Origin of the sequence: Phenylobacterium aquaticum (genome assembly GCF_022695515.1) — a bacterium.
Taxonomy (GTDB): domain Bacteria; phylum Pseudomonadota; class Alphaproteobacteria; order Caulobacterales; family Caulobacteraceae; genus Phenylobacterium; species Phenylobacterium aquaticum.
In genome coordinates this window covers 55301-76840 of the sequence record NZ_JALDPT010000028.1, presented here as the reverse complement: position 1 = coordinate 76840, position 21540 = coordinate 55301, and the positions used below count along the sequence as shown (strand labels likewise).

The 21540-nt window shown below is 68.8% G+C and carries 15 protein-coding genes and 4 pseudogenes; 10 read left to right on the top strand and 9 right to left on the bottom strand.

The genetic code is table 11. The features are described from left to right. A pseudogene (gene coxB / locus MQH10_RS18870) lies at window positions 1-888 on the bottom strand (cytochrome c oxidase subunit II); the annotation flags it as partial. A gap of 340 nt (window positions 889-1228) precedes the next feature. Between coxB and tldD the strand changes: the two are divergent. Both tldD and MQH10_RS18860 read left to right on the top strand, forming a co-directional pair. After that, a pseudogene (tldD, locus tag MQH10_RS18865) lies at window positions 1229-2658 on the top strand (metalloprotease TldD). A 128-nt stretch (window positions 2659-2786) separates the two neighbouring features. Next, window positions 2787-4829, top strand: a complete 2043-nt coding sequence (locus tag MQH10_RS18860; protein WP_242565543.1) for a TonB-dependent receptor plug domain-containing protein — start codon at window positions 2787-2789, stop codon at window positions 4827-4829. Between the two features lie 68 nt (window positions 4830-4897). Here the strand turns inward: MQH10_RS18860 and MQH10_RS18855 are convergent. Beyond that, a pseudogene (locus tag MQH10_RS18855) lies at window positions 4898-6777 on the bottom strand (peptide MFS transporter). A 186-nt stretch (window positions 6778-6963) separates the two neighbouring features. Here MQH10_RS18855 and MQH10_RS18850 point away from each other — a divergent pair. Next, window positions 6964-7458 carry a DUF427 domain-containing protein gene (locus MQH10_RS18850; protein ID WP_242565542.1) on the top strand — a complete coding sequence of 165 codons (495 nt, stop codon included), beginning with the start codon at window positions 6964-6966 and terminating at the stop codon, window positions 7456-7458. Between the two features lie 80 nt (window positions 7459-7538). Here MQH10_RS18850 and MQH10_RS18845 read toward each other — a convergent pair whose 3' ends face one another. From MQH10_RS18845 to MQH10_RS18835, 3 genes and pseudogenes are all read right to left on the bottom strand, one after another. Further along, the gene (locus tag MQH10_RS18845; RefSeq protein ID WP_242565541.1) at window positions 7539-7967 is read right to left on the bottom strand and encodes a GFA family protein; all 429 of its coding nucleotides are present in this window, start codon (window positions 7965-7967) and stop codon (window positions 7539-7541) included. Further along, the gene (locus MQH10_RS18840; RefSeq protein WP_242565540.1) at window positions 7967-9325 is read right to left on the bottom strand and encodes a glutamate--cysteine ligase; all 1359 of its coding nucleotides are present in this window, start codon (window positions 9323-9325) and stop codon (window positions 7967-7969) included. Before MQH10_RS18840 ends, MQH10_RS18845 begins: the two co-directional genes overlap by 1 nt. 108 nt (window positions 9326-9433) lie before the next feature. After that, window positions 9434-10158, bottom strand: a pseudogene (locus tag MQH10_RS18835) (16S rRNA (uracil(1498)-N(3))-methyltransferase). An 89-nt stretch (window positions 10159-10247) separates the two neighbouring features. Here MQH10_RS18835 and MQH10_RS18830 point away from each other — a divergent pair. Genes MQH10_RS18830 through MQH10_RS18810 form a run of 5 tightly spaced genes read left to right on the top strand, consistent with a single transcriptional unit; the run spans window position 10248 to window position 14552 of the window. Then, window positions 10248-10841 carry a TetR/AcrR family transcriptional regulator gene (locus MQH10_RS18830; protein WP_242565539.1) on the top strand — a complete coding sequence of 198 codons (594 nt, stop codon included), beginning with the start codon at window positions 10248-10250 and terminating at the stop codon, window positions 10839-10841. Beyond that, window positions 10838-12001 (top strand): aromatic ring-hydroxylating oxygenase subunit alpha, encoded by a 1164-nt coding sequence (locus MQH10_RS18825; protein WP_242565538.1) that lies wholly within the window; start codon window positions 10838-10840, stop codon window positions 11999-12001. The genes MQH10_RS18830 and MQH10_RS18825 overlap by 4 nt, the downstream gene beginning before the upstream one ends. Window positions 12002-12046: 45 nt before the next feature. Further along, the gene (gene ppk2, locus MQH10_RS18820; protein WP_242565537.1) at window positions 12047-12814 is read left to right on the top strand and encodes a polyphosphate kinase 2; all 768 of its coding nucleotides are present in this window, start codon (window positions 12047-12049) and stop codon (window positions 12812-12814) included. A 5-nt stretch (window positions 12815-12819) separates the two neighbouring features. Beyond that, window positions 12820-13353 (top strand): P-loop nucleotide/nucleoside kinase family protein, encoded by a 534-nt coding sequence (locus MQH10_RS18815; protein ID WP_242565536.1) that lies wholly within the window; start codon window positions 12820-12822, stop codon window positions 13351-13353. Further along, the gene (locus MQH10_RS18810) at window positions 13350-14552 is read left to right on the top strand and encodes a winged helix-turn-helix domain-containing protein (protein WP_242565535.1); all 1203 of its coding nucleotides are present in this window, start codon (window positions 13350-13352) and stop codon (window positions 14550-14552) included. The genes MQH10_RS18815 and MQH10_RS18810 overlap by 4 nt, the downstream gene beginning before the upstream one ends. Here MQH10_RS18810 and MQH10_RS18805 read toward each other — a convergent pair. The 4 genes from MQH10_RS18805 to MQH10_RS18790 are packed head-to-tail and all read right to left on the bottom strand — an operon-like array spanning window position 14549 to window position 19215. After that, entirely contained in the window at window positions 14549-15352 is an 804-nt protein-coding gene (locus MQH10_RS18805) for a methyltransferase domain-containing protein (protein WP_242565534.1), read from the bottom strand. The genes MQH10_RS18810 and MQH10_RS18805 overlap by 4 nt on opposite strands. A gap of 59 nt (window positions 15353-15411) precedes the next feature. After that, entirely contained in the window at window positions 15412-17199 is a 1788-nt protein-coding gene (locus MQH10_RS18800; protein WP_242565533.1) for an ABC transporter ATP-binding protein, read from the bottom strand. Next, on the bottom strand, window positions 17196-18983 hold the full coding sequence (locus tag MQH10_RS18795) for an ABC transporter ATP-binding protein (RefSeq protein WP_242565532.1): 1788 nt from the start codon (window positions 18981-18983) through the stop codon (window positions 17196-17198). The genes MQH10_RS18800 and MQH10_RS18795 overlap by 4 nt, the downstream gene beginning before the upstream one ends. Continuing rightward, the gene (locus MQH10_RS18790; RefSeq protein WP_242565531.1) at window positions 18976-19215 is read right to left on the bottom strand and encodes a hypothetical protein; all 240 of its coding nucleotides are present in this window, start codon (window positions 19213-19215) and stop codon (window positions 18976-18978) included. Before MQH10_RS18790 ends, MQH10_RS18795 begins: the two co-directional genes overlap by 8 nt. 384 nt (window positions 19216-19599) lie before the next feature. On the opposite strand from MQH10_RS18790, the gene ubiA reads away from it, so the two are divergent. Together ubiA and MQH10_RS18780 are read left to right on the top strand one after the other, a co-directional pair. Continuing rightward, entirely contained in the window at window positions 19600-20550 is a 951-nt protein-coding gene (gene ubiA / locus MQH10_RS18785; RefSeq protein ID WP_242565530.1) for a 4-hydroxybenzoate octaprenyltransferase, read from the top strand. Between the two features lie 37 nt (window positions 20551-20587). Then, complete coding sequence (locus MQH10_RS18780; RefSeq protein WP_336605125.1) at window positions 20588-21532, top strand: fatty acid desaturase family protein; 945 nt, start codon at window positions 20588-20590, stop codon at window positions 21530-21532. Window positions 21533-21540 lie beyond the last annotated feature (8 nt).

Below are 21540 nucleotides of genomic sequence, written 5' to 3'. Positions count from 1 at the left end.
CGGGCGTCGCCGCCCCCTCCGCCGCCGGAGCGGCGGCGACGGCCGGAGCCGGCGCGGCCGGCTTGGCGCCCACGGGCGACCCGCCCTTGGAGGCCACCCAGGCGTCGAACTCGGCCTGGCTCACGGCGTGGACTTCGATCGGCATGAAGGCGTGATCGACGCCGCACAGCTCGCGGCACTGGCCGTAATAGATCCCCGGACGGTCGATCTTGAACCAGGTCTCGTTGACCGGCCGGGAACGGCGTCGGTGATCACCCCGAAGGACGGCACGGCGAAGGCGTGGATCACGTCGGCGCCGGTGACCAGCACGCGGACGACCTTGTTGACCGGCACGACCAGCGGCTCGGTCGCCGCCAGGCGATAGGGCACGTGCTTGGCCTTGGCCTCATCCTCGGGAAGGATGTTGGAGACGAACTCGCCGATCTTCTGGTCGGGATATTCGTAACCCCAGTACCACTGATAGCCGGTCGCCTTGATGGTCATGTAGGCGGGCGGCATGTCGTTGTAGGCGAACAGCAGCCGGAACGAGAAGATCGAGATGCCCATCAAGATCAGCACCGGCACGACGGTCCAGATGACCTCGATGACCGTGTTGTGGCTGAACTTGGCCGGCACCGGATTGGCGCGCTTGTTGTAGCGCACGACGATCCACAGCAGCAGGCCGAGCACCAGCAGGCAGATCGCCGTGATGATCGGAAGCAGGATCACATTGTGGAAGAAGATGGCGTCGTGACGCAGGGGCGTGACGCCCGGCTGCAGATCGATCGCGCCCGGGGTGGGCTGGCCCACCATATCGGCGGCGGAAGCGCTAGCGCCCCAGAACGCCGTCATCGCGCCCGCGGCGGCCCCGGCCGTCCACGCCCGCATCCCTTGAAACCTCGACTTCATGTCCCCTCGGTCTGCTTGGCCGGCCGCGTCTCGCCTATGGCGATCGCCCCCGCCGACGTCATCCAGGAAACGCGCCATGCCTTACGCACATGGCCGCCCCTTCAGCGGGCGTGCATACGCGCATCCCTGGGGCTTGCCAAGGCGGTTGCGGCGCCAAGAGGGGATCATTCCGGCCTGCCTGCGCGATCTGTCGCACTAGGAGCGGGCGCGGCCCGGAACCTTGATTTGCCTCAAGCCCGGACCGAGAGGGGCGCCCGCCCCTGTCGGACGCGGGGTGACGGGACGGCCGGCAGCCCCTATCTCTATAAAACGCGCCCTTTCAGCCTCCCCGGACCGCTTCATGAACGCCCACAGCCCCGCCCCCTCGATCCTCGACGCCAACGGGGTCTCTCCCGAGCGGGCCCGCGAAATTCTCGGCGAGGCCCTGGTCGGCGCCGACGACGGAGAGCTGTTCGCGGAGCGATCTGAAAGCGAGTCCTTCCTGTTCGACGACGGGCGGTTGAAATCGGCCGCCTATGATTCGTCCGAAGGCTTCGGCCTGCGGGTGGTGGCGGGCGAGACCGCCGGCTACGCCCATTCCAGCGAGATCTCGGAAGCGGCCATCAAGCGGGCCGCCCAATCGGCATCCCTGGCCAAGCGCGGCTATGAGGGCCAGGCCGCCGAGGCGCCGCGGGCGACCAACACCAAGCTCTATGGCGAGGAGGATCCGACCGCCTCGCCGGACTTCTCCGACAAGGTCGCCCTGCTGCAGGAGATCGACGCCTGGTGCCGGGCCCGCGACCCCCGCGTGGTCCAGGTCATGGCCTCGCTGTCGGGCGAGCGCCGCACGGTGGAGATCCTGCGCGCCGACGGCCGGCTGATCCGCGACGTGCGCCCGCTGTCGCGCATCAATGTGCAGATCACCGTGGAGAAGGACGGCCGCCGCGAGAACGGCTTCACCGGCGCCGGCGGCCGGGCAGGCTTCGAGAGCTGGATCAGCGCCGAGAAGTGGCAGGACCAGGCCGAGGAGGCCCTGCGCCAGGCCCTGGTCAATCTGGACGCCATCCCCTGCCCGCCGGCGAGATGGATGTGGTCCTGGGCCCGGGCTGGAACGGCGTGCTGCTGCACGAGGCCGTCGGCCATGGCCTGGAAGGCGACTTCAACCGCAAGGGCACCTCGGCCTTTTCGGGGCGCATCGGCGAGCGGGTGGCGGCCAAGGGCGTGACCATCTTCGACGACGGCTCTCTGCCGGGCCGCCGCGGCTCCCTGACCGTCGACGACGAGGGCACGCCCACCGAGCGCACGGTGCTGATCGAGGACGGGATCCTGGTCGGCTACATGCACGACCGGATGAGCGCGCGGCTGATGGGCATGAAGGCCGGCGGCAACGGCCGGCGCCAATCCTATGCCCACATGCCCATGCCGCGCATGACCAACACCGCCATGGACAATGGGAACACGCCCCGCGCCGAGATGATCGAGGCGACCAAGCGCGGCCTCTATTGCGCCAATTTCGGCGGCGGCCAGGTGGACATCACCAACGGCAAGTTCGTGTTCCAGTGCACCGAGGCCTACCTCATCGAGGACGGCAAGATCACGCGGCCGGTCAAGGGCGCGACCCTGATCGGCGACGGGCCCTCGGCGCTCACGCGGGTGACCATGATCGGCGACGATTTCGACTTCGATCCCGGCGTCGGCGTCTGCGGCAAGTCGGGCCAAAGCGTGCCGGTGGGCGTCGGACAGCCGTCGCTGAAGATCACCGGCCTGACCGTGGGCGGCACCAATCTGTAGGTCCGCAACGCAATCGGCGATCTAAACGGCGCAAACATGTCCGCGATTTAATGCACATTTCACCGATGTAATTTGCGGTAACGCGGTGTGACAGGTCACTTCCCCCGGGTGTTAGGGGGACCTGTGAGATGACGCCAGTACTGAGCCTGTTCGCCGCCTTGGCGGCCGCGAGCCCGCAGGCGGCGCCGCTTCCCACCGCGCCCGCGCCGACGGCGGCGGCGACCCAGGGGATCACCAGCTATCCGGCCAGCTTCTTCGCGGCCTCGGGCGCCAATACGGCCGCCGACATGGTCTCGCGCCTGCCCGGCTTCCAGCTGGACAGCGGCGACAGCGTCCGGGGCTTCGAGGGCGCGGCCGGCAATGTGCTGATCGACGGCGCGCGGCCGACCTCCAAGACCGACAATCTCGACGAGATCCTGCGCCGCATTCCGGCCAACCGGGTCGACCACATCGAGGTGATCCGCGGCGGCGCGCCGGGGATCGACATGCAGGGCAAGTCGATCCTGGCCAATGTGGTGCGCTCGAAGTCCGGCGGCCTGCAGGTGGTGACCGCCATCGCCAATGACTCGGTGCCGCACGACGGCCGCGACGGCTGGGGCGCCCGGCTGGAGGTGTCCGACCGGATCGGTCCCGGCGCCTTCGAGAGCGCGGCGCGCTATGGCCAGTATTTCGACGATGCCGCGGGCTACGGCCCCCATACGCAGATCGGGCCTGCGGGAAACCGCCTGCAGACCTCGAATGTGGACACCCACGGCAGCGGACATCAGTGGGTGGTGACCAGCGCCTATGAGCTGCCGGTGCTGGGCGGCGCCCTGCGGCTGAACGGGCGGATCTTCGAGGACTATTACGACTACAACGAGCTCAACTGGTTCACCCAGCCATCGCGCTATCTGCAGTCGGACCACGACAGCCAGGACGACCGGCAGTCCGAGGCTGGCGCGCGCTATTCCCGAGCGCTCGGCGAGCGCACCACCCTGGAGCTGATCGGCCTGCGCCAGACCGAGGACCTGAACTTCGTCTCGGAGTTCCGCCCGGTGGGCGAGATCGATCGCTTCCAGCTGGTCAAGCAGACCGAGGAGAGCATCGGCCGCGGGGTCCTGAAGTACCGCGCCAGCGACAAGCTGTCCCTGGAGCTCGGCGGCGAGAGCGCCCTGAACGTCCTGGACAGCCACACCCGCTACGCCGCCAACAATGTCCCCGTCGCCCTGCCCGCCGCCAATGTGCACGTCGAGGAGACCCGCGGCGAAGGCTTCGCCAAGGCGGTCTGGCGGCCTCTGCCGGAATGGACCATCGAGGGCGGGCTGCGCTACGAGACCTCCGAGGTCACCTCGACCGGCGACGTCACCCTCGACAAGCGCCTGCACTTCGCCAAGCCGCGCCTGTTCGTCACCTGGGCGCCGCGCGAGGGCACCCAGGTGCGCCTGCGCTACGAGCGCACGGTCAGCCAGCTCAATTTCGACGACTTCGTCGCCTCGTCCTCGCTCAACACCGGCGTGGTCACCACCGGCAATCCGGATCTCAATCCGCAGCAGGCCTGGGTCAGCGAGATCGCGATCGAACAGAGGTTCTGGCGGGACGGCTCGGTGGGGCTGACCTACACCCACTCCGAGCTCACCGACGTGATCGATCGGGCGCCGGTGTTCACCAAGACCAGCGTCTATGACGCCCCGGCCAATATCGGCGACGGGACCAAGGACGAGATCAAGCTCGGTCTGACCCTGCCGCTCTCAAAGTTCGGCGTGCCCGGCGGCCGGCTGCAGGGGGAAAGCACCTGGCGACAGTCGGCGGTGACCGACCCCACAACCCACCAGAGCCGGGAGATCTCGGGTCTGAAGCCCCTCTCCCTCGAGGTGCATTTCAGCCAGGACCTTCCGGCCTGGAAGACCACCTGGGGGGTCGACCTCTATGGTCCGCAGCGGAAGAGCTATTACCGCTTCAACGAGATCTCGACGGACAAGTACGAGACCTATGTGACCCTGTTCGCCGAGTGGAAACCCCAGCCGGACACCGCCCTGAGGGTGGAGCTGAACAACATCACGTCCCGTGACTACATCCATATCCTGACCGACTATGCGGGTCCCCGCGGCGCCAATCCGGTCTCGACCATCGACGCCCGCCACCTGAATTTCGGGCCTCTGATCCACATTCGCCTGCGCAAGACCTTCGGCTGAGCCTCGCAGACCGCGCATGAAAAAGGCCGGAGGCGTCGCGCCTCCGGCCTTCGTCATGTCTGGCTGGATCAGGCTTCGATTTCGGCGTGCGCTTCGGTCTTCACCTGGTGCGACCAGCCGCGGATCAGGAAGCTGAGCAGGATGAACACCCCGCCGCAGATCACCCCGCCCCAGCCCAGCTGGTTGAAGCCGTGCAGCGAGGTCTCCAGGGCGAGCTTGGGATCCAGCACCTGACCGCCGATGGTCTCGTTGCCCATCTTGGCGGCGATCGCCCCGCCCACGAACTGGGCGACGGAGGAGGCCAGGAACCAGACCGCCATCATGAAGGAGACCACTGTGGGCATGGACAGCTTGGTGATCTCCGACATGCCGACCGGCGACAGGAAGAGCTCGCCGGTGGTGTGCAGCAGATAGAGCAGGCCCAGCATCATCAGCGGCATGCGGAAGGCCGAATCGGCCAGGCCGGCGCCCCAGACCACCACCAGGAAGCCGAGGCCCACCTGGATGAGGCCCAGGCCGAAGGTCAGGGTCGGGTTGGCGGCGAAGTTGTGCTTGCCCAGCCAGGCCCACATGGCGGCGAACACCGGCGCGAAGATCAGGATGAAGCCCGCGTTGAACGACTGGGTCTGGGCCGGGCCGATGCCGGTGTCGATCCAGCCGAAGGCCGAGCCGGGATGGATGCCCGCGGCCGCCAGCTGCTCGGCGCTGCCCATGGGGATGCCGAGGAAGCTGGTCGCATGGCGGGTGATGGTCATGTCGACATTGGTGGCGGCGAACAGGTTGAGCGAGGTGCCGGCCTGTTCGAACAGGGTGAAGAACACCACGGCGCCCAGCACCAGGATCACGGCCAGCATCATCCGCTGGCGCTCGACCCAGGTCTTGCAGAGGAAGACCAGGATCCAGAGGATAAACAGGGCCGAGGCTGCGCTGGACAGCTTCAGCGCCGTGCCGACGATGTCCTTGTGCGGCACCAGCAGCCAGACCCCGCCGACGCCGAGCAGGCCGCAGAGATAGATCAGCCGCTCGCGGTTGATCGGGCCGAACAGCGGCTTGGTCAGGAGTTCCGGATCGGGCGACTCGCCCTTGCCCTGCAGCAGGGGCTTGCCGATGACGAAGACGACGAGGCCCAGGGCCATGCCGACCCCGGCCAGGCCGAAGCCCGCCCACCAGCCGAACGACTGGCCCAGCACCGCGCAGAGCACCGAGGCCCAGAAGGCCCCAAGGTTCACACCGTAATAATAGAGGGTGAAGCCGGAATCCCGTCGGGGGTCGCCCTGGGGATAGAGCTGGCCGACCACGCTGGAGATGTTGGGCTTGAGGAAGCCGACGCCCATGATGATCAGGGAGACCGCAAGATAGAAGGCGTTCACGCCGAGCGGATCCTGATGGGTCTCCATCTTGTAGGAGCCCTTGGGCAGGACGGCGGGCAAGGGCGCGCTGGCCGGCAGGTCCTTGATCGCCAGGCCGCCGTCGGCGGCGGGACCGAAGCCGTATTTCTGGCCGCCGATCACCAGCTTGGTGGCGCGGGTCTCCATGCGGCCCTGGATGTCCACCGCATAGGTCTGGCCGGCATAGACCAGGTTCTGGGTGGCGGGCTTGCCCTCATAGGCCATGGTCAGGTGGCCGGCGGTGAGCAGCAGGGCGCCGAACACCACGGCCTTGCGCGCGCCGAGATAGCGGTCAGCGAGGATGCCGCCGACCAGGGGCAGCAGATAGACCAGCGAGGTGTAGGAGCCGTACTGCGAACTGGCCGCGCCCTGCTCGAACAACAGGTGCTGGGTCAGATAGAAGATCAGGATGCCCCGCATGCCGTAATAGGAGAACCGCTCCCACATCTCGGCGAAGAACAGGACGATGAGCCCGCGCGGTGATGGCGCATGAGCTGCGTGAGGACGGGAATCCCGGTCACCAGGGTGACGAGAATCCCGATCAGGACGACGACGTTCATGTGGGGTGGTTTCCGATCCTTGGATCTGCGGCGGGGCAGCGGGGTGGGTTTCACCCCGGCGGGGCCTGTTTGGCGCGAGAAGATCACGGCGTCCGCGCCAAGACAAGCAAGCCCGTTGCCGACCGCTGGCGCCCGGGGAGCTTCACCCCCATCTCAGGCGTTCAGGCCTCGCGAAGGAGACTTTCCATGAAGATCCCCGGCCCCGACCATCCGATCACCATCACGCCCGCCAAGACCCGCTGGCGCGCCCTGTTCGAGAACCATGTGATCGCCGACAGCGGCCAGGCCCTGGTGCTGAAGGAGGCGGCCTACAAGCCCGTGGTCTATTTCCCGCGGGAAGACGTCTCCATGGAGTTCATGAGCAAGACCGACCGCGTGACCCACTGCCCCTACAAGGGCGACGCCAGCTATTACACGGTGCTGATGGACGGCCGGTTCGGCGAAAATTCGGTCTGGTCCTATGAGGAGCCGTTCCCCGCCATGGAGCAGATCCGCGGCCATCTCGCCTTCTATCCCGACAAGGTCGAGGTCTATGAGGTCGAGGACGCCGCGGTCGCGTCCCAGGCCCAGCGCACCGACATCGACGAGGCCATCCTGCACACCGACGCCGGCGACGGCACAAGCCAGCGCCCCCACTGGCCGCCCAATGTCAGCGAACCCCCGCCGCCTGTGGGGGAATAACCCCTCCGCTCATCCCCGCGAAGGCGGGGACCCAAGCGGGATCGGGGAATTCACGGACCTGCCAAAGCCTGGCGGCTGCCTCAGCTTGGATCCCCGCCTGCGCGGGGACGAGCGGAGGAGGTGCGTGGCCCGGGCCACTCCGGCCGGGGATCGGGGCATTCGACCGTCATGCCGATTCCCTCCGTCGCGCGGACCGGAAAGGCCGCCACGTCGAAGTCGTCCAGGCAGAACACATTGACCCCGTAATGGTCGGGGGCCGCGCGCTTCCTGTGGAAGGTGTAGATCCCGCAGCCCAGGCAGAACCGGTGCTGGGCGCGGCCGGTGTTCCACTGATAGAGGCCCAGCCGGTCCTCGCCCGCCGTGATGACGAGCTCGCTCTCATGGACCTTGGCCATGACCGCGTTCTTCTTCACGCACAGCGAGCAGTCACAGGTGGTCAGTTCGGTGATCTCGGCGGTCACCGTGAACCGGACCTGGCCACAGTGACACGAGCCGGACCAGGTTCCCATCAGTAGGCGTGGGTCTCGAAGACCTTGGAGACGTCGCCGTTCCAGGGGCCGTTATAGAGCTCCAGCAGGCGGTCGGCCGGGGTCATGCCGCTGTCGCAGATCTCTTCCAGCTCGGCCAGATAGCCGGTCTCGTCGATCAGCCCGCCATTCAGGCGGTTGCGGTTCTTCAGGCCCGACTTGGCGATGGCCACCATGTCGGTGGCGATGTCCTTGACCGTGCGGCCGCCGATGGTCGCCTTCAGGCCCAGGCGCGAAACGTCGGCGCGCAGGCGCTCGTGATCCTCGAGAGGCCAGTCCTTGCAGAGGTCCCAGGCCGCGGCCAGCGCCTGGCTGTCATAGAAGATGCCGGTCCACAGGGCCGGCAGGGCGCAGAGCCGACCCCAGGGGCCAGAGTCCGAACCGCGCATCTCCAGGTACTGCTTCAGCCGCACTTCCGGGAAGGCGGTGGTGGAGTGGTCGGCGAAATCCTTGATGGTCGCCCGGTCGCCCGGCATTTCCGGCAGCTCGCCGGCCATGAACTTGCGGAACGACTTGCCCGACAGGTCCACATACTGGTCGTTGCGCTTGGCGAAATACATCGGCACGTCGAGCAGGTAGTTCGCGTAGGTCTCGTAGCCGAAGCCGTCCTTGAACACGAAGTCGAGCATGCCGGTGCGGTCGGCGTCGGTGTCGGTCCAGATATTGGCGCGCTTGGTCAGGAAGCCCGAAGGCTTGCCCTCGACGAAGGGCGAATTGGCGAACAGGGCCGTGCCGATCGGCTGCAGGGCCAGGCTGGTGCGGAACTTGGCGACCATGTCGGCTTCGGAGCCGAAGTCCAGATTGGCCTGCACGGTGCAGGTGCGGAACATCATGTCCAGGCCGAGCTTGCCGACCTTGGGCATATATTCGCGCATGATCTTGTAGCGGCCCTTGGGCATGACCGGGATCTGGTCGCGGCGCCAATTGGGCGTGAAGCCCAGGCCCAGGAAGCCCAGGCCCAGCTCGTCGGCCACGGCCTTGACCTCGTTGAGGTGGTCGCCGGTCTCGGCGCAGATGTCGTGCATGGTCTCCAGCGGCGCGCCGGAGAGTTCGAACTGGCCGCCAGGCTCCAGGCTCACATTGGCCTTGCCGCGCTCCAGACCGATGATGGTCTCGCCTTCGTAGACGCCCTGCCAGCCATAGCGCTTGAGGCCTTCCAGCAGGGCCTTGATGCCGGCCGGGCCCTCATAGGGAACGGGCTCATGCGTGCCCAGCCGGAACACGAACTTCTCGTGCTCGGCGCCCACACGCCATTCGCTCTCGGGCTTCGCACCCTTGTCGAACCAGGCGATCAGATCCTCAAACGTGAGGGGTCGGTCGTCGACTGCGACGTCGGCCATGTTTCTCTCCCCAACCCATCACACACAAAGTCCCTGACCTTAGGTCGGGGCGGCGATCTTTACGCCGTTCACACAAGTGGGCGCAATTCAGGAAAGCTCAAGGGCGGCTCAGCGCGGCTCTCGCCAGTCGCCCAGCGCCGCCTGCCACAGGGTGAGCGCGCTGATCGCGGCGGTGTCGGCCCGCAGGATCCGCGGTCCCAGGCTGGCGGGCCGGGTGAAAGCCAGGCCGCGCAAGCGTTCGCGCTCGCCCGGCGAGAAGCCGCCCTCGGGTCCGATCAGCACCGCCCAGGGCCCCGGCGGGCCTCGGCCAGGACGTCCAGCACCGGCCGGGCGTCGCCGGCCTCGTCGCAGAACATCAGGGCGCGGTCGTCCCAGTCGCGCAGCATGCGGTCCAGCTTGAGCGGCGCGACCACCTCCGGCGTGTCCAGCCGGCCGGTCTGTTCGGCCGCCTCGGTGGCGATGGTCTGCAGGCGGGCGACATTGGTGTGGTCGGCCTGGGTGCGCTCGGTCACCACCAGCCGCACGCGCCGGGCCCCCAGCTCGGCGGCCTTTTCGATGATGGTCTCCAGCCGGGCGCGCTTGACGAGGGCCACGACCAGATCGAGGTCCGGCCCGACGACCTGGGGCCGCAGCTGGGTCTTGAGCGCCAGGCTGACGCTGCGCTTGGCGACGGCGGCCAGGGTCGCGGCCCACTCCCCGTCGCGGCCGTTGAACACGGCGACCTCGTCGCCGACCTCCAGCCGCATCACGGCGGCGAGGTAACGGCTCTGCCCCTCGTCGAGGACGATGCCGGCGCCGGACTTCAGGTCGTGGGGGACGAACAGTCGGATCATGGGCCGGTTCTAGAGCGGTCGGGCGGCCAAGCAAATGCCTGCGCGCCGGGTCGCTTGCCATTCTGGACCGATTGGTCCAGAATTCATCCATGGCCCGTCCCGTGGAATTCGAGCGCGATCAAGCCCTGACCCAGGCGGTCGGGCTGTTCTGGCGTCAGGGCTATCAGGCCGCCTCCCTGCCCGACCTGACGACCGGCATGGGGATCAGCCGCAGCAGCCTCTATGCGGCCTTCGGCGACAAGCGGGCCCTGTTCATCGAATGCCTGGACCTCTATGCGCGCCGGACCCTGGGCCTGCTGGCCGCGGCGCGGGCCGAGCATCCGCCGCTGGAGGCGCTTCGCCAGTTCTTCGAACGCAGTTTCGGTCAGCCGGGCTGCCTGCTGGTCAATACGACCCTGGAGATGGCCGACGTCGATGACGGGCTGAGCGCCCACGCCGTCGCCCGCCTGGCCGAGGTCGAGGCCGGGTTCGAGGCCTGCCTGCGCGAGGCCGGCTGCGACGCGGTCCAGGCCGCCGAGCTGGCGGCGGTCCTCATGCTGGTCAATCAGGGGCTCAGGGTCTCCAGCCGCCGGAACCTGTCGGCAGACGACCTCAAGGCCCAGCTCGACACCACCTTCCGGATCCTGGCCGCGGCGATCCCCGCCCCCGGCCCCGCGACTCCGTCATCGGGAATGCCGTCATGAAACACGCCGTCCAGGTCGAGGTTCTGCGCGAGCTGCTGTCCCAGCTCGACGCCGGGGTGAACGCCGACGCGGGCGGGGTGATGAGCTGTCCGGCCAGCGCCTATACCTGCCCGGACCTGGCGGCGCGGGAATGGGAGACCTTCTTCCGCGGCCACCCGCAGGTGGTGGGCATGAGCGGCGACCTGCCCGAGCCCGGCAGCTTCATCACCACCGACGACCTGGGCGTGCCGATCCTGGTGACCCGCGACAAGGACGGGGCCGTCCGCGCCTTCCTCAATTCCTGCCGCCATCGCGGCCCGATGGTGGAGATGGCGCGCCGGGGCCAGAAGTCGCGCTTCTCCTGCCCCTTCCACGCCTGGACCTATGACAGCTCAGGCGCCCTGATCGGCGTGCCGCAGGAGGCGCAGTTCGGCGTCCTCGACAAATCCTGCCTGGGCCTGATCGAGCTGCCGGCGGTCGAGCAATACGGCGTCCTGGTGGTCCATCCCGATCCCAAGGGGGTGATCGACACCGACCGGCTGTTCCAGGGGATCTCCGACGACCTGGAGCATTGGGACTGGGGCCGCTACGTCCTGGCCCACGAACAGACCCTGGACATGAAGCTGAACTGGAAGCTCGCCACCGACACCTTCGGCGAGACCTATCACTTCAAGCGCCTGCACAAGGACACCCTGGCCAACAACTTCCACGGCGACGTGCTGTCCTACCGGTCCTATGAGCGGAACCACCGGATGATCCTGTGCCTGAAGGGCATTGACGAGCTGCGTGGCCAGCCCGAGAGCGCCTGGCGCATCGAGCAGGGCGGCTTCCCGGTCTATTTCCTGTTCCCCAACACCGTCATCAATGTCGGCGACCGGCGCATCGCCGTGGTGCGGGTCTATCCGGACCCCAAGGACCCGGGCCGGTCGATCTCGCACATCAGCTATTATTTCGACCGCGAGGTCCTGGCCGAGAACCCCGGCTTCGCCCTGCTGTTCGCGGAAGGATTCACCCGGGTCGTGGCCGACGAGGACTATGCGACGGCGGAAACCACCCAGCGGGCCCTGGCCTGCGGCCTGCAGGACCAGCTGCTGTTCGGGCGCAACGAGCCGCCCCTGCACCACTATCACAACACCTTCCGCCGCGAGCTCGGCCTGGAGCCCCTGCCCGTCCGGCCTTGATCGGGGCCCTGGCGCGGCGCCCCGTCGCGGGACTAGGCTCGGTCCATGTCAAAGACCAAGCACGACGGCGACCTCAACGACCTCGAACAGGCCCAGCTCGCCCTGGTCCACGCCCAGCAGCGGGCCATGGAGAGCGGCCAGAAGGTGCTGATCATCTTCGAAGGCCGTGACGCGGCCGGCAAGGATGGCACCATCCGCCGGCTGGTCGAGCATCTGTCGGTGCGGGCCACGCGGGTCATCGCCCTGCCCAAGCCGTCCGACCGCGAGCGCGGCCAGTGGTATTTCCAGCGCTATGTCCGCCACCTGCCGGCGGGCGGCGAGATCGTGATCTTCAACCGCTCCTGGTACAATCGCGGCGGGGTCGAGCCGGTCATGGGCTTCTGCACGCCGGAGGAGCACGAGGCCTTCCTGCGCGACGTCACCACCTTCGAGGGCATGCTGGTCGAAAGCGGCGTCTGCCTGATCAAGCTGTGGCTGGACGTCTCCAAGAAGGAGCAGGCCAAGCGGCTGAAGGAGCGCCACACCGACCCGCTCAAGGTGCTGAAATCCAGCCCCCTCGACGACGCCGCCCAGGACCGCTGGGACGCCTACACCCAGGCCCGCGACGAGATGCTGAAACGCACCCACGCCGCCCGCAGCCCCTGGGTCTGCGTCCGCAATGACGACAAGGAGGCGGGCCGGCTCAACGTGCTGCGGCACCTGGTCAACGCCATCGCCCCCAGGCCCATCGCCAAGACGGTCAAGGACCCCGATCCCGACATCGTCTTTCCCTTCGAGCTCGAGGCCCTGTCCGACGGGCGGCTGGAACGCTGAGGCCGATGCAGCTCGTTTTCCTGCATGGCCCGGCGGCGGTCGGCAAACTGACGGTCGCCACGGCCCTGGCGCAGCGCACGGGCCTGGCCCTGTTTCACAACCACCTGATCGTCAATGCGGTGCACGCCGTGTTCCCGTTCGGCAGCCCGCCCTTCGTGGCCCTAAGGGAATCCATGTGGCTGCAGATGTTCGAGGCCGCAGCCCAAGCGGACCGCTCGCTGATCTTCACCTTCGCGCCGGAGAACACGGTCACGCCCGGCTTTCCGGACGACGCCGTCGCCGTCGTCGAGAGACATGGCGGCCGGGTCCGGTTCGTGGGGCTCACCGCACCGGTCGAGGTGCAGGAGGCGCGGGTCGAGTCAGAATCGCGCAAGGGCTCGGGCAAGCTGGACTCCCTGGCGATGCTCAGGCGGCTGAGGGCGGAGGGCTCCCAGGCCTATCGCGACCTGCCGGCCGAGCTGACGGTCGACACCAGCCGGCTTGAGCCGGAGGCCGCCGCCGAGGTGATTCTCCAGGCGCTTGGACTTCCCCGTCCATGAAACCCACCCTCTCCGCCGTCGCCGCGCGACGCATTGCGCTCGCCGCCCAGGGCTTCGCCGAGCCCCGGCCCGCAGAGGCCGGCCGCCGCCAGCTGCTGAAGACCATCGACCGGCTGGGCCTGCTGCAGATCGATTCGGTGAACGTGGTCTCGCGCACCCACTATCTGCCGCTGTTTTCGCGGCTGGGCGCATATCCGCGCGCCCTGCTGGAAGAGATCGCCTGGGGCCGGAAGGCCGACCTGTTCGAATACTGGATGCACGAGGCCTCGCTGGCGCCGCACGCGCTGCAGCCCCTGATGCGCTGGCGCATGGACGATGCGGCCGAAGGGGTCGGGGTCTGGAACGGCGTCGCGCGGTTCCTGCACAGCCATGCCGACTTCATCGACCGGGCGCTCGCCGAGATCGCCCGGCGCGGCCCGCTGTCGGCCTCGGAGCTGGAGATCGGCGCCAAGGGGGTCGGCGGCTGGTGGGGCTGGAGCGAGGGCAAGCGGGCGCTGGAATGCCTGTTCTGGACCGGCCAGCTGACCACCGCGACACGGCGGGGGACCTTCGAGCGGGTCTATGGCCTGCCGGAGAAGATCCATCCCAAGGCGGTGCGCGAGGCGCCGACCCCCGACCGGGCCGAGGCGCAGCGGCAGCTGATCCGCATCGCCGCCCGCGCCCAGGGCGTGGCGACGGAGCCCGACCTGCGCGACTATTTCCGCATGCCGCCCGCCGACTCCAAGGCCCGCGTCGCCGAGCTGGTCGAGGCCGGCGAGCTGGTTCCGGTGACGGTGGAGGGCTGGGACCGGCCGGCCTATCTCGACCCGGCCGCCCGCCGGCCGCGGAAGATCGAGGCCCGCGCCCTGCTCTCGCCTTTCGACAACCTGATCTGGTTCCGCGAGCGGACCGAGCGGCTGTTCGGGGTGAGGGTTAGGCTGGAGATCTACACCCCGGCCCACAAGCGCACCCACGGCTATTATGTCCTGCCCTTCCTGGAGCGCGAGGCGATCACCGCCCGGGTCGATCTCAAGGCCGAGCGCAAGGCCGGGGTGCTGGCGGTGCTGGCCGCCCATGCCGAGCCGGGGGCCGGGCCGGACACCGCCGCGGCGCTGGCCGCGGAGCTGCGGCTGATGGCGGGCTGGCTGGGGCTTGGCGATGTGCGGGTCGCGCCGAAGGGTGATCTGGCCCCGGCGCTCGCCGACGCCCTGGGGGCTTAACCCTTCGGGGTCATCACCAGCCAGGGGGTGGGGCCGGCGCGGAACTCCCAGACGGCCAGCAGCTGGTCGAGGTGGCTGGCGCCGCGCAGGAATTCCGGCAGGACCTGCGGCTTGGGCCCGGGATCAACCTGGACGATGTCGTGGGTCGCGGCGAAGCGGGCGATCACGCGCTCGCGGACGCCCGGGCGGATCACATCATGGGTCTCGACGATCAGGCTCATGCCGGCGAGCGCCGGGGCGAGATCGGGGCGCAGCAGGTCGTCCTCCGCCCCCTCCACATCCATGATCACCAGGCAGCGGCGGTCGGCGAACGCCTGCGGGGTCTGCGGCGTGAAGCCGTCCGAGGTCTCGACCCGCTCGGCCACGCCGTTCTGCTCGGCCAGGGCGCGACAGGCCTTGAGCGCCGCGGGGTCCAGGTCGAAGGCGTAGACCGCGGCCTGGGGCAACAACCGCGCCAGGCCTACGGCGTAATAGCCCTCGGCGCAGCCGACATCGATCACGCAGTCGACGCCGCGCGCCGTCAGGGCCTCGAGATGCGGATGCAGCTCGCTCTCATAGGTGCCGAGCAGGCGCGGGGCGAGCGCGCCCTCGGTGGCCTCGGTGGAATAGGTCATGCCCGCGAAGGGCCCGGCCAGGACCTTGGAGCCCAGGCGGCGGACGATGGCTTCGGCGATCATGCGCGAGCGCCAGATCGCCAGCACCTTCAGGCCAAGGTTGGCGTCTTCCCGAGTCGCCATATGGCCCGGCCCGTCCAGCCGGCGGCGGAACCATGCGGAGAGGGTCTCCAGATAGCTCGACACGCGCGCACCCTTCCGTCGCGCATCGCGCGATCGATCAGATGACTTAAGGCTTTACCATATCAAACGGTTCCCTGCGCCACGGCATGCAGCCGCGCATAGGCCCCGCCGCGCGCCACGAGATCGGCGTGACGGCCCTCCTCCACCACCCGGCCATGTTCGAACACCAGGATGCGGTCGGCATGGCGGATGGTCGACAGCCTGTGCGCGATGACGATGGTGGTGCGGCCGACCATCAGCTCCTCCATGGCCGCCTGGACGTCGCGCTCCGTCTCGACGTCGAGGGACGAGGTGGCTTCGTCCAGCACCAGGATCGGGGCGTCGGCGAGGAAGGCGCGGGCGATGGCGGCGCGCTGGCGCTCCCCGCCCGACAGCTTCACCCCGCGCTCCCCGACCAGGGTGTCATAGCCCTTGGGCAGGCGTGAGATGAACTCGTGCGCCCGGGCGCGACGGGCGGCCAGCTCGATCTCGTCCCGCGTCGCCTCGGGCCGGGCATAGGCGATGTTCTCGGCGATGGTGCGGTGGAACAGGGCCGGGTCCTGGGGCACCACCGCGATGGCGCGCCGCAGGGAGCGCTGGGTCACGGCGGCCACGTCCTGGCCGTCGATCAGGATGCGCCCGGCGTCGAGGTCGTAGAGCCGCTGGATCAGCTTCACGAAGGTCGACTTGCCGGCCCCCGTGGCGCCCACCAGGGCGACCTTCTCCCCCGGCGCGATGGTGAGCGAGAAGTCGCGATAGAGCGGCGCCTCGGCCGACTTGTAGCCGAAGGTGACGTGGTCGAAGGCGATCTCGCCGAGTTGGCCCGCCAGGGCCGGCGCGCCCGGACGGTCGGCGACCTGGGGCGACATCTCGGCGTAGCGGGCCGCGTCCTCGACGTCGTCGAGCCCCTTCTGGGTCATGCGGATCTGGTCGCCGATATTGCGCAGATATCCGCTCATCAGCATGAAGGAGGTGATGGCGAAGGCGACGTCGCCGGCGCTCGCCTCCCCCTTGGCCCACAGCCGGATGACCAGGCCGGTCAGGCCCGCCTGCAGGCCGACCAGGATCAGGTTCTGGACGAACCAGACATCGGTGAAGGCCGTCCAGGTCTTCTGGGCCGCCTGGCTCCAGGCCAGGGTCACGCCGCCGATCCGGGCGGACTCGCGATCCTCGGCCCCGAAGCTGCGAACCGTCGGGTTGGAGGAGATGGAATCGGCCAGAGCCCCGCCGATCCGGGAATCGAAGGCCACCGACTTCAGGTTCAGGGGCCGGGCGTAGCGCGAGGTCAGGATCAGGTTGGAGGCGACATAGAGCGCCACCGTCCCGGCCGAGAACAGCCCCACGATCGGCCAGCGGACGAACATCATCACCGACAGGCCGATCAGCACCAGGAAGGCCGGCCCCAGCCACATGATCACCGCGTCCGAGACCACGTCATAGCCCCACATGGCCCGCGACAGCCGCCGCACGGTCGAGCCGGCGAAGGTGTCGGCGTGCCAGTCGGCCGAGAAGGCCTGGACCCGCTCGAACCCCTCGTCGGTGATCTCGCGCATGTTGCGGGCGGCCAGCGGGATCCAGAAGCGGACCGCCAGATTGCGGATCAGGGAAAAGCCCAGATAGACGCCGACGAAGACCATCCAGGCGACCCACACCCCGTCGATCGCCCGGGGGCCCTTGGCGACGGCGTCGACCAGCCGTCCCGCCGCCCAGGGGGTGGCGAGGTCGAAACCCAGCGCCAGCAGGCTGAAGGCGATGGTGCCCGCCAGCAGCCCCTTCCGCCGCAGCCAGAAGCTGGCGATGAACCCCATCACCTTGGCGTTGGGCAGCACCCGGTCGCGGTTGTCGTCGATGTCCTCGTAATGGTCGGTCACGCGAAGGCCTCCGTCACGGCGTGCAGCCGGGCGTATGCCCCGCCGCGCTCCACCAGGTCCATATGCTGGCCCTCCTCCACGATCCGGCCCTGGTCGAACACCAGGATCCGGTCGGCGTGGCGGATGGTCGACAGCCTATGCGCGATGACCACCGTGGTGCGGGCGGTCATCAGCTCCTCCATCGCCGCCTGGACCTGGCGCTCGGTCTCGACGTCGAGGGATGAGGTCGCCTCGTCCAGGACCAGGATCGGGGCGTCGGCCAGGAAGGCGCGGGCGATCGCCACTCTCTGCCGCTCGCCGCCGGACAGCTTGACCCCGCGCTCGCCGACCAGGGTGTCGTAGCCCTCGGGCAGGCGGGCGATGAAGTCATGCGCCCGGGCCCGGCGCGCCGCCGCCTCGATCTCGGCCAGGCTGGCGTCGGGCCGGGCATAGGCGATGTTCTCGGCGATGGTGCGGTGGAACAGGGCCGGGTCCTGGGGCACCACGGCGATGGCGCGCCGCAGGGACTCCTGGGTGACCTGGGCGACGTTCTGGCCGTCGATCAGGATGCGCCCCTCCTGCACGTCATAGAGCCGCTGGACCAGCTTGACGAAGGTCGACTTGCCCGCCCCCGTCGGCCCGACCAGCGCCACCCGCTCGCCCGGCGCGATGGCCAGGGAGAAGTTCTCGTAGAGCGGATAGGTCTGGCGCTCATAACCGAAGGTCACGCGGTCGAAGACCACCGCCCCGGCCATGGGCCGCAGCGGACGCGCCCCGGCCGCGTCGCCCAGCTGGGGCTCGGCGCGCATGTAGCCGGCGACATCGACCATGTCGTCGAGCCCCTTCTGCAACATGCGGGTGTTCTCCGAGAAGGTCCGCATATAGCCGGCCATGACGATGAAGGAGGTGACCGCGAAGGCCACGTCGCCCGGCGTCGCCTGGCCCTTGACCCAGGCGTCGACCAGGAAGGCGGTCAGCCCCGCCTGTAGCCCGACCAAAAGGAAGTTCTGGCCGAACCCGATGTCGTTGCCGCGCATCCAGGTCCGGGTCTGAGCCACCCGCCAACGGTCGATATGGGCCTCGAAGCGCAGGGCCTCGCGGTCCTCGGCCCCGAAGCTCTTGACCACCGGATTGGCCGAGATGGCGTCGGCCAAGGCCGCGCCGATCCCGGAGTCCAGCGCGTTGGAGACCAGGTTGGCGGGCCGGTAATAGTGCTTCAGCGCCAGCACGTTATAGGCGGCGAACACGGCGACCAGCAGGGCCACGAACAGCCCGGCCAGCGGCCAGCGCAGGCCGATGGAGATCGACAGCCCGCCCAGCACGATGAAGGTCGGCAAGAGGCCCCAGAGCAGGCCGTCGGAGGCGCTGTCATAGCCCCACATCGCCCGGCTGACCCGCCGCACCGTCGCGCCCGCGAAGTTCGAGGCGTGCCAGTCGGCGGAAAAGGCCTGCACACGGCGGAAGGCGCGGGTGACCATCCGGGCCATGATCTGGGTGTAATAGGCGTTGGACAGCCGGAACATGTTCAGCCGCAGCATGTAGAAGGCCAGATACAGCCCCGACAGCACCGCCCAGGCGGTCCAGGCTACGTCCGCCCGCCGCTGGACGACGGAGACGGCGTTGACCAGGCCGCGGGTCGCCCAGGGGATCGACAGGTCGCAGACCGTCGCTCCCAGCAGCATGACCAATATGGCCAGGAACCGCCCAGGCTCCTCCATCCAGTGGCGCCACATGAAGCCCAGGACCTGGCTGTTGCTCAGGTCGCGGGGACGATTGTCGTCCTCGTCGTCGGTGAAGTCAGTCATTGGCGGCCTCGCAGTTCGCCGGGTGGCGGGCCTGGCGCAGCGCCATGGCGACAGGGATGGGGCGGTCGCGCCTGAGCCGCCAGGGCGGGATCAGGCCGAACAGCCATTCGGCCAGGGCGACACCCAGCCAGGCGGCGCTGGCGGCGGGATCGTGCGGCCAGCTTCGCCACATGAGGTCGAGGCGGTCGGCCTCGGCGCGGTCGCGCCGGGACTCGTAGACGGGATGGAACATGACGGGCGTCCGAAAGGGGGAATCGGCCCCGACGGACGCAAGACTCAGGCGTCGGATCGAGGCGGGAAAGGCGGGAGTCGCGCGGGAACCGGGAGGACCGGTCGAGCTGCGGTGACGGGGAAAGACCCTAGATCGAGGGTCCGGTCAGCAACCGGACGGTCGGGTATTCCCAAAGGCCACAAGGACAGCTGAGGCGACACGGCGAAGGGCGCGCGAGTGCGATGCGATGGATGCCATCTTTGCGAGCCCTCCTTTCAAGACTGGTCGCTGAAGAGTTGTGACGCTAGGCGGCGCACTCGCAGGCGTCAACCGGGGCTGTTCCGCCCCTGATACGCGAATTTTCGACTGCGGCGCCAAAGCCACGATCTGCTAAATGGCGAGGCCATGACCGCTCCTTCGGACATCCTCCCCGACGCCGCGCCCACCAACTGGGTCGACCGCCACGCGCCCGCGGCCCTTCGGCCCTGGCTGAAGCTCGGCCGGTTCGACCGGCCGGCGGGGATCTGGCTCCTGATGCTGCCGGGCTGGCAGGGGATCGCGCTCGCCGCCGCCATCAAGGGCCATTGGCCGGACCCCCTGCTGCTCGCCGAAGTGCTGGTCGGCGCGACCCTGATGCGCTCGGCCGGCTGCGCCTATAACGACATCGTCGACCGCGAGGTCGACGCCAAGGTCGCGCGCACCGCCATGCGACCCATTCCGTCCGGCCAGATCAGCGTCAAGCAGGCCTGGGCCTTCGTCGCCGGCTGCTGCGCCCTGTCTCTGGCGATCCTGCTGACCATGCCGCTTATCGCCATCGGCCTGGGCGTCGGGTCGCTGGCCCTGGTCGGCGCCTACCCCTTCATGAAGCGGATCACCTGGTGGCCCCAGGCCTGGCTGGGCCTGACCTTCAACTGGGGCGCCCTCCTGGGCTACGCCGCCGCGACCGGGACCCTCGGCTGGCCGCCGGTCCTGCTCTATGCCTCGGGCGTGTTCTGGACGCTGGGCTATGACACCATCTACGCGGTCCAAGACCTGGAGGACGACGCCCTGGCCGGGGTGAAGTCCTCGGCCCTGCGGCTGGGCGCCGCCGCGCCCCAGGCGGTGCTGGGCTTCTATGTGGCGGCCTTCGTCCTGGCGCTCGCCGCCGCCTGGGTGGGAGGGCTTGGCCCCCTGTTCCTGCCGCTCGCCGCCCTGTTCGGAGTGCACCTGTCGCGCCAGGCCGCGGCGCTCGACGTCACCGACGGGGCCGGGGCGCTGAAGCTGTTCCAGTCCAACAGCCTGGCCGGCCTGATCCTGGCCCTCGCGCTCACCGCCGGCCTGTGGAAGGGCCCGGTGGACGCCCTGACGCGGCTCTGACGCAGGGTCATGCTGTAAGGGCGCCCAAACATGTGGCATGCTGCGCGCCATGGCAGCCGCAGCCCGTGTCGATCCCAAGACCATTTTCACGCCCGAGGAATGGGCGCCGCTGTCGCAGCGCTCGTCCTGGAAGGGCTTGGCCCTGCTCGCCCACGCCTGGGCGGTGATCCTGGCGGCCGGGGCCATGGTGGTCGTATGGCCCCTGACCCTGCCGATCGCCGTGGTGATCATCGGCGGACGCCAACTGGGGCTTTCGATCCTGATGCACGACGCCGCCCACGGCGCCCTGCACAAGTCGCTCAAGGTCAATGACTGGGCCGGCGAATGGCTGACCGGCGGCGGGCTCGCCCGCTACCGCACCTATCACCTGGGCCATCACCGCTTCGCCCAGCAGGCCGAGGACCCGGACCTGGTCCTGTCCGCCCCCTTCCCGATCACGCCCTTGTCCCTGCGCCGCAAGATCGTCCGCGACCTGACCGGCCAGACCGCCTTCAAGCAACGGTTCGGCGACTTCATCGCCCGGCTCCGGGCCCGCAAGCCCGGCCAGCCCTTGCTCCCCATCATCACCGAGGAGATCCGCCGCAAGCGCCGCTGGCTGCTGGGCGGGGTCGTCATCACCGCCATAGGCGCGCCCTTCGGCGCCTGGTGGGCCTGGCCCGTGCTCTGGGTCCTGCCCCAGTTCACCTGGTTCCCGATGATCACGCGCCTGCGCAACATCGCCGAGCACGCCTGCGTCGGTAAGGACGAGCCCGATCCCCTGCGCCACGCGCGGACCACCAAGGCCGGCCTGCTGGCCCGCATGACGCTCGCCCCCTATTTCGTGAACTATCACTGCGAGCACCACATGTTCATGCATGTGCCCTGCTACCAGCTGCCCCGCGCCCACCGGATGCTGGCAAAGAAGGGCGTGCTGGACGGCATGCTCTACGAGCCCGGCGGATACGGCGCCGTGCTGAAGCTGGCGACCAGCAAGGCGGCCTGAGACGCTCC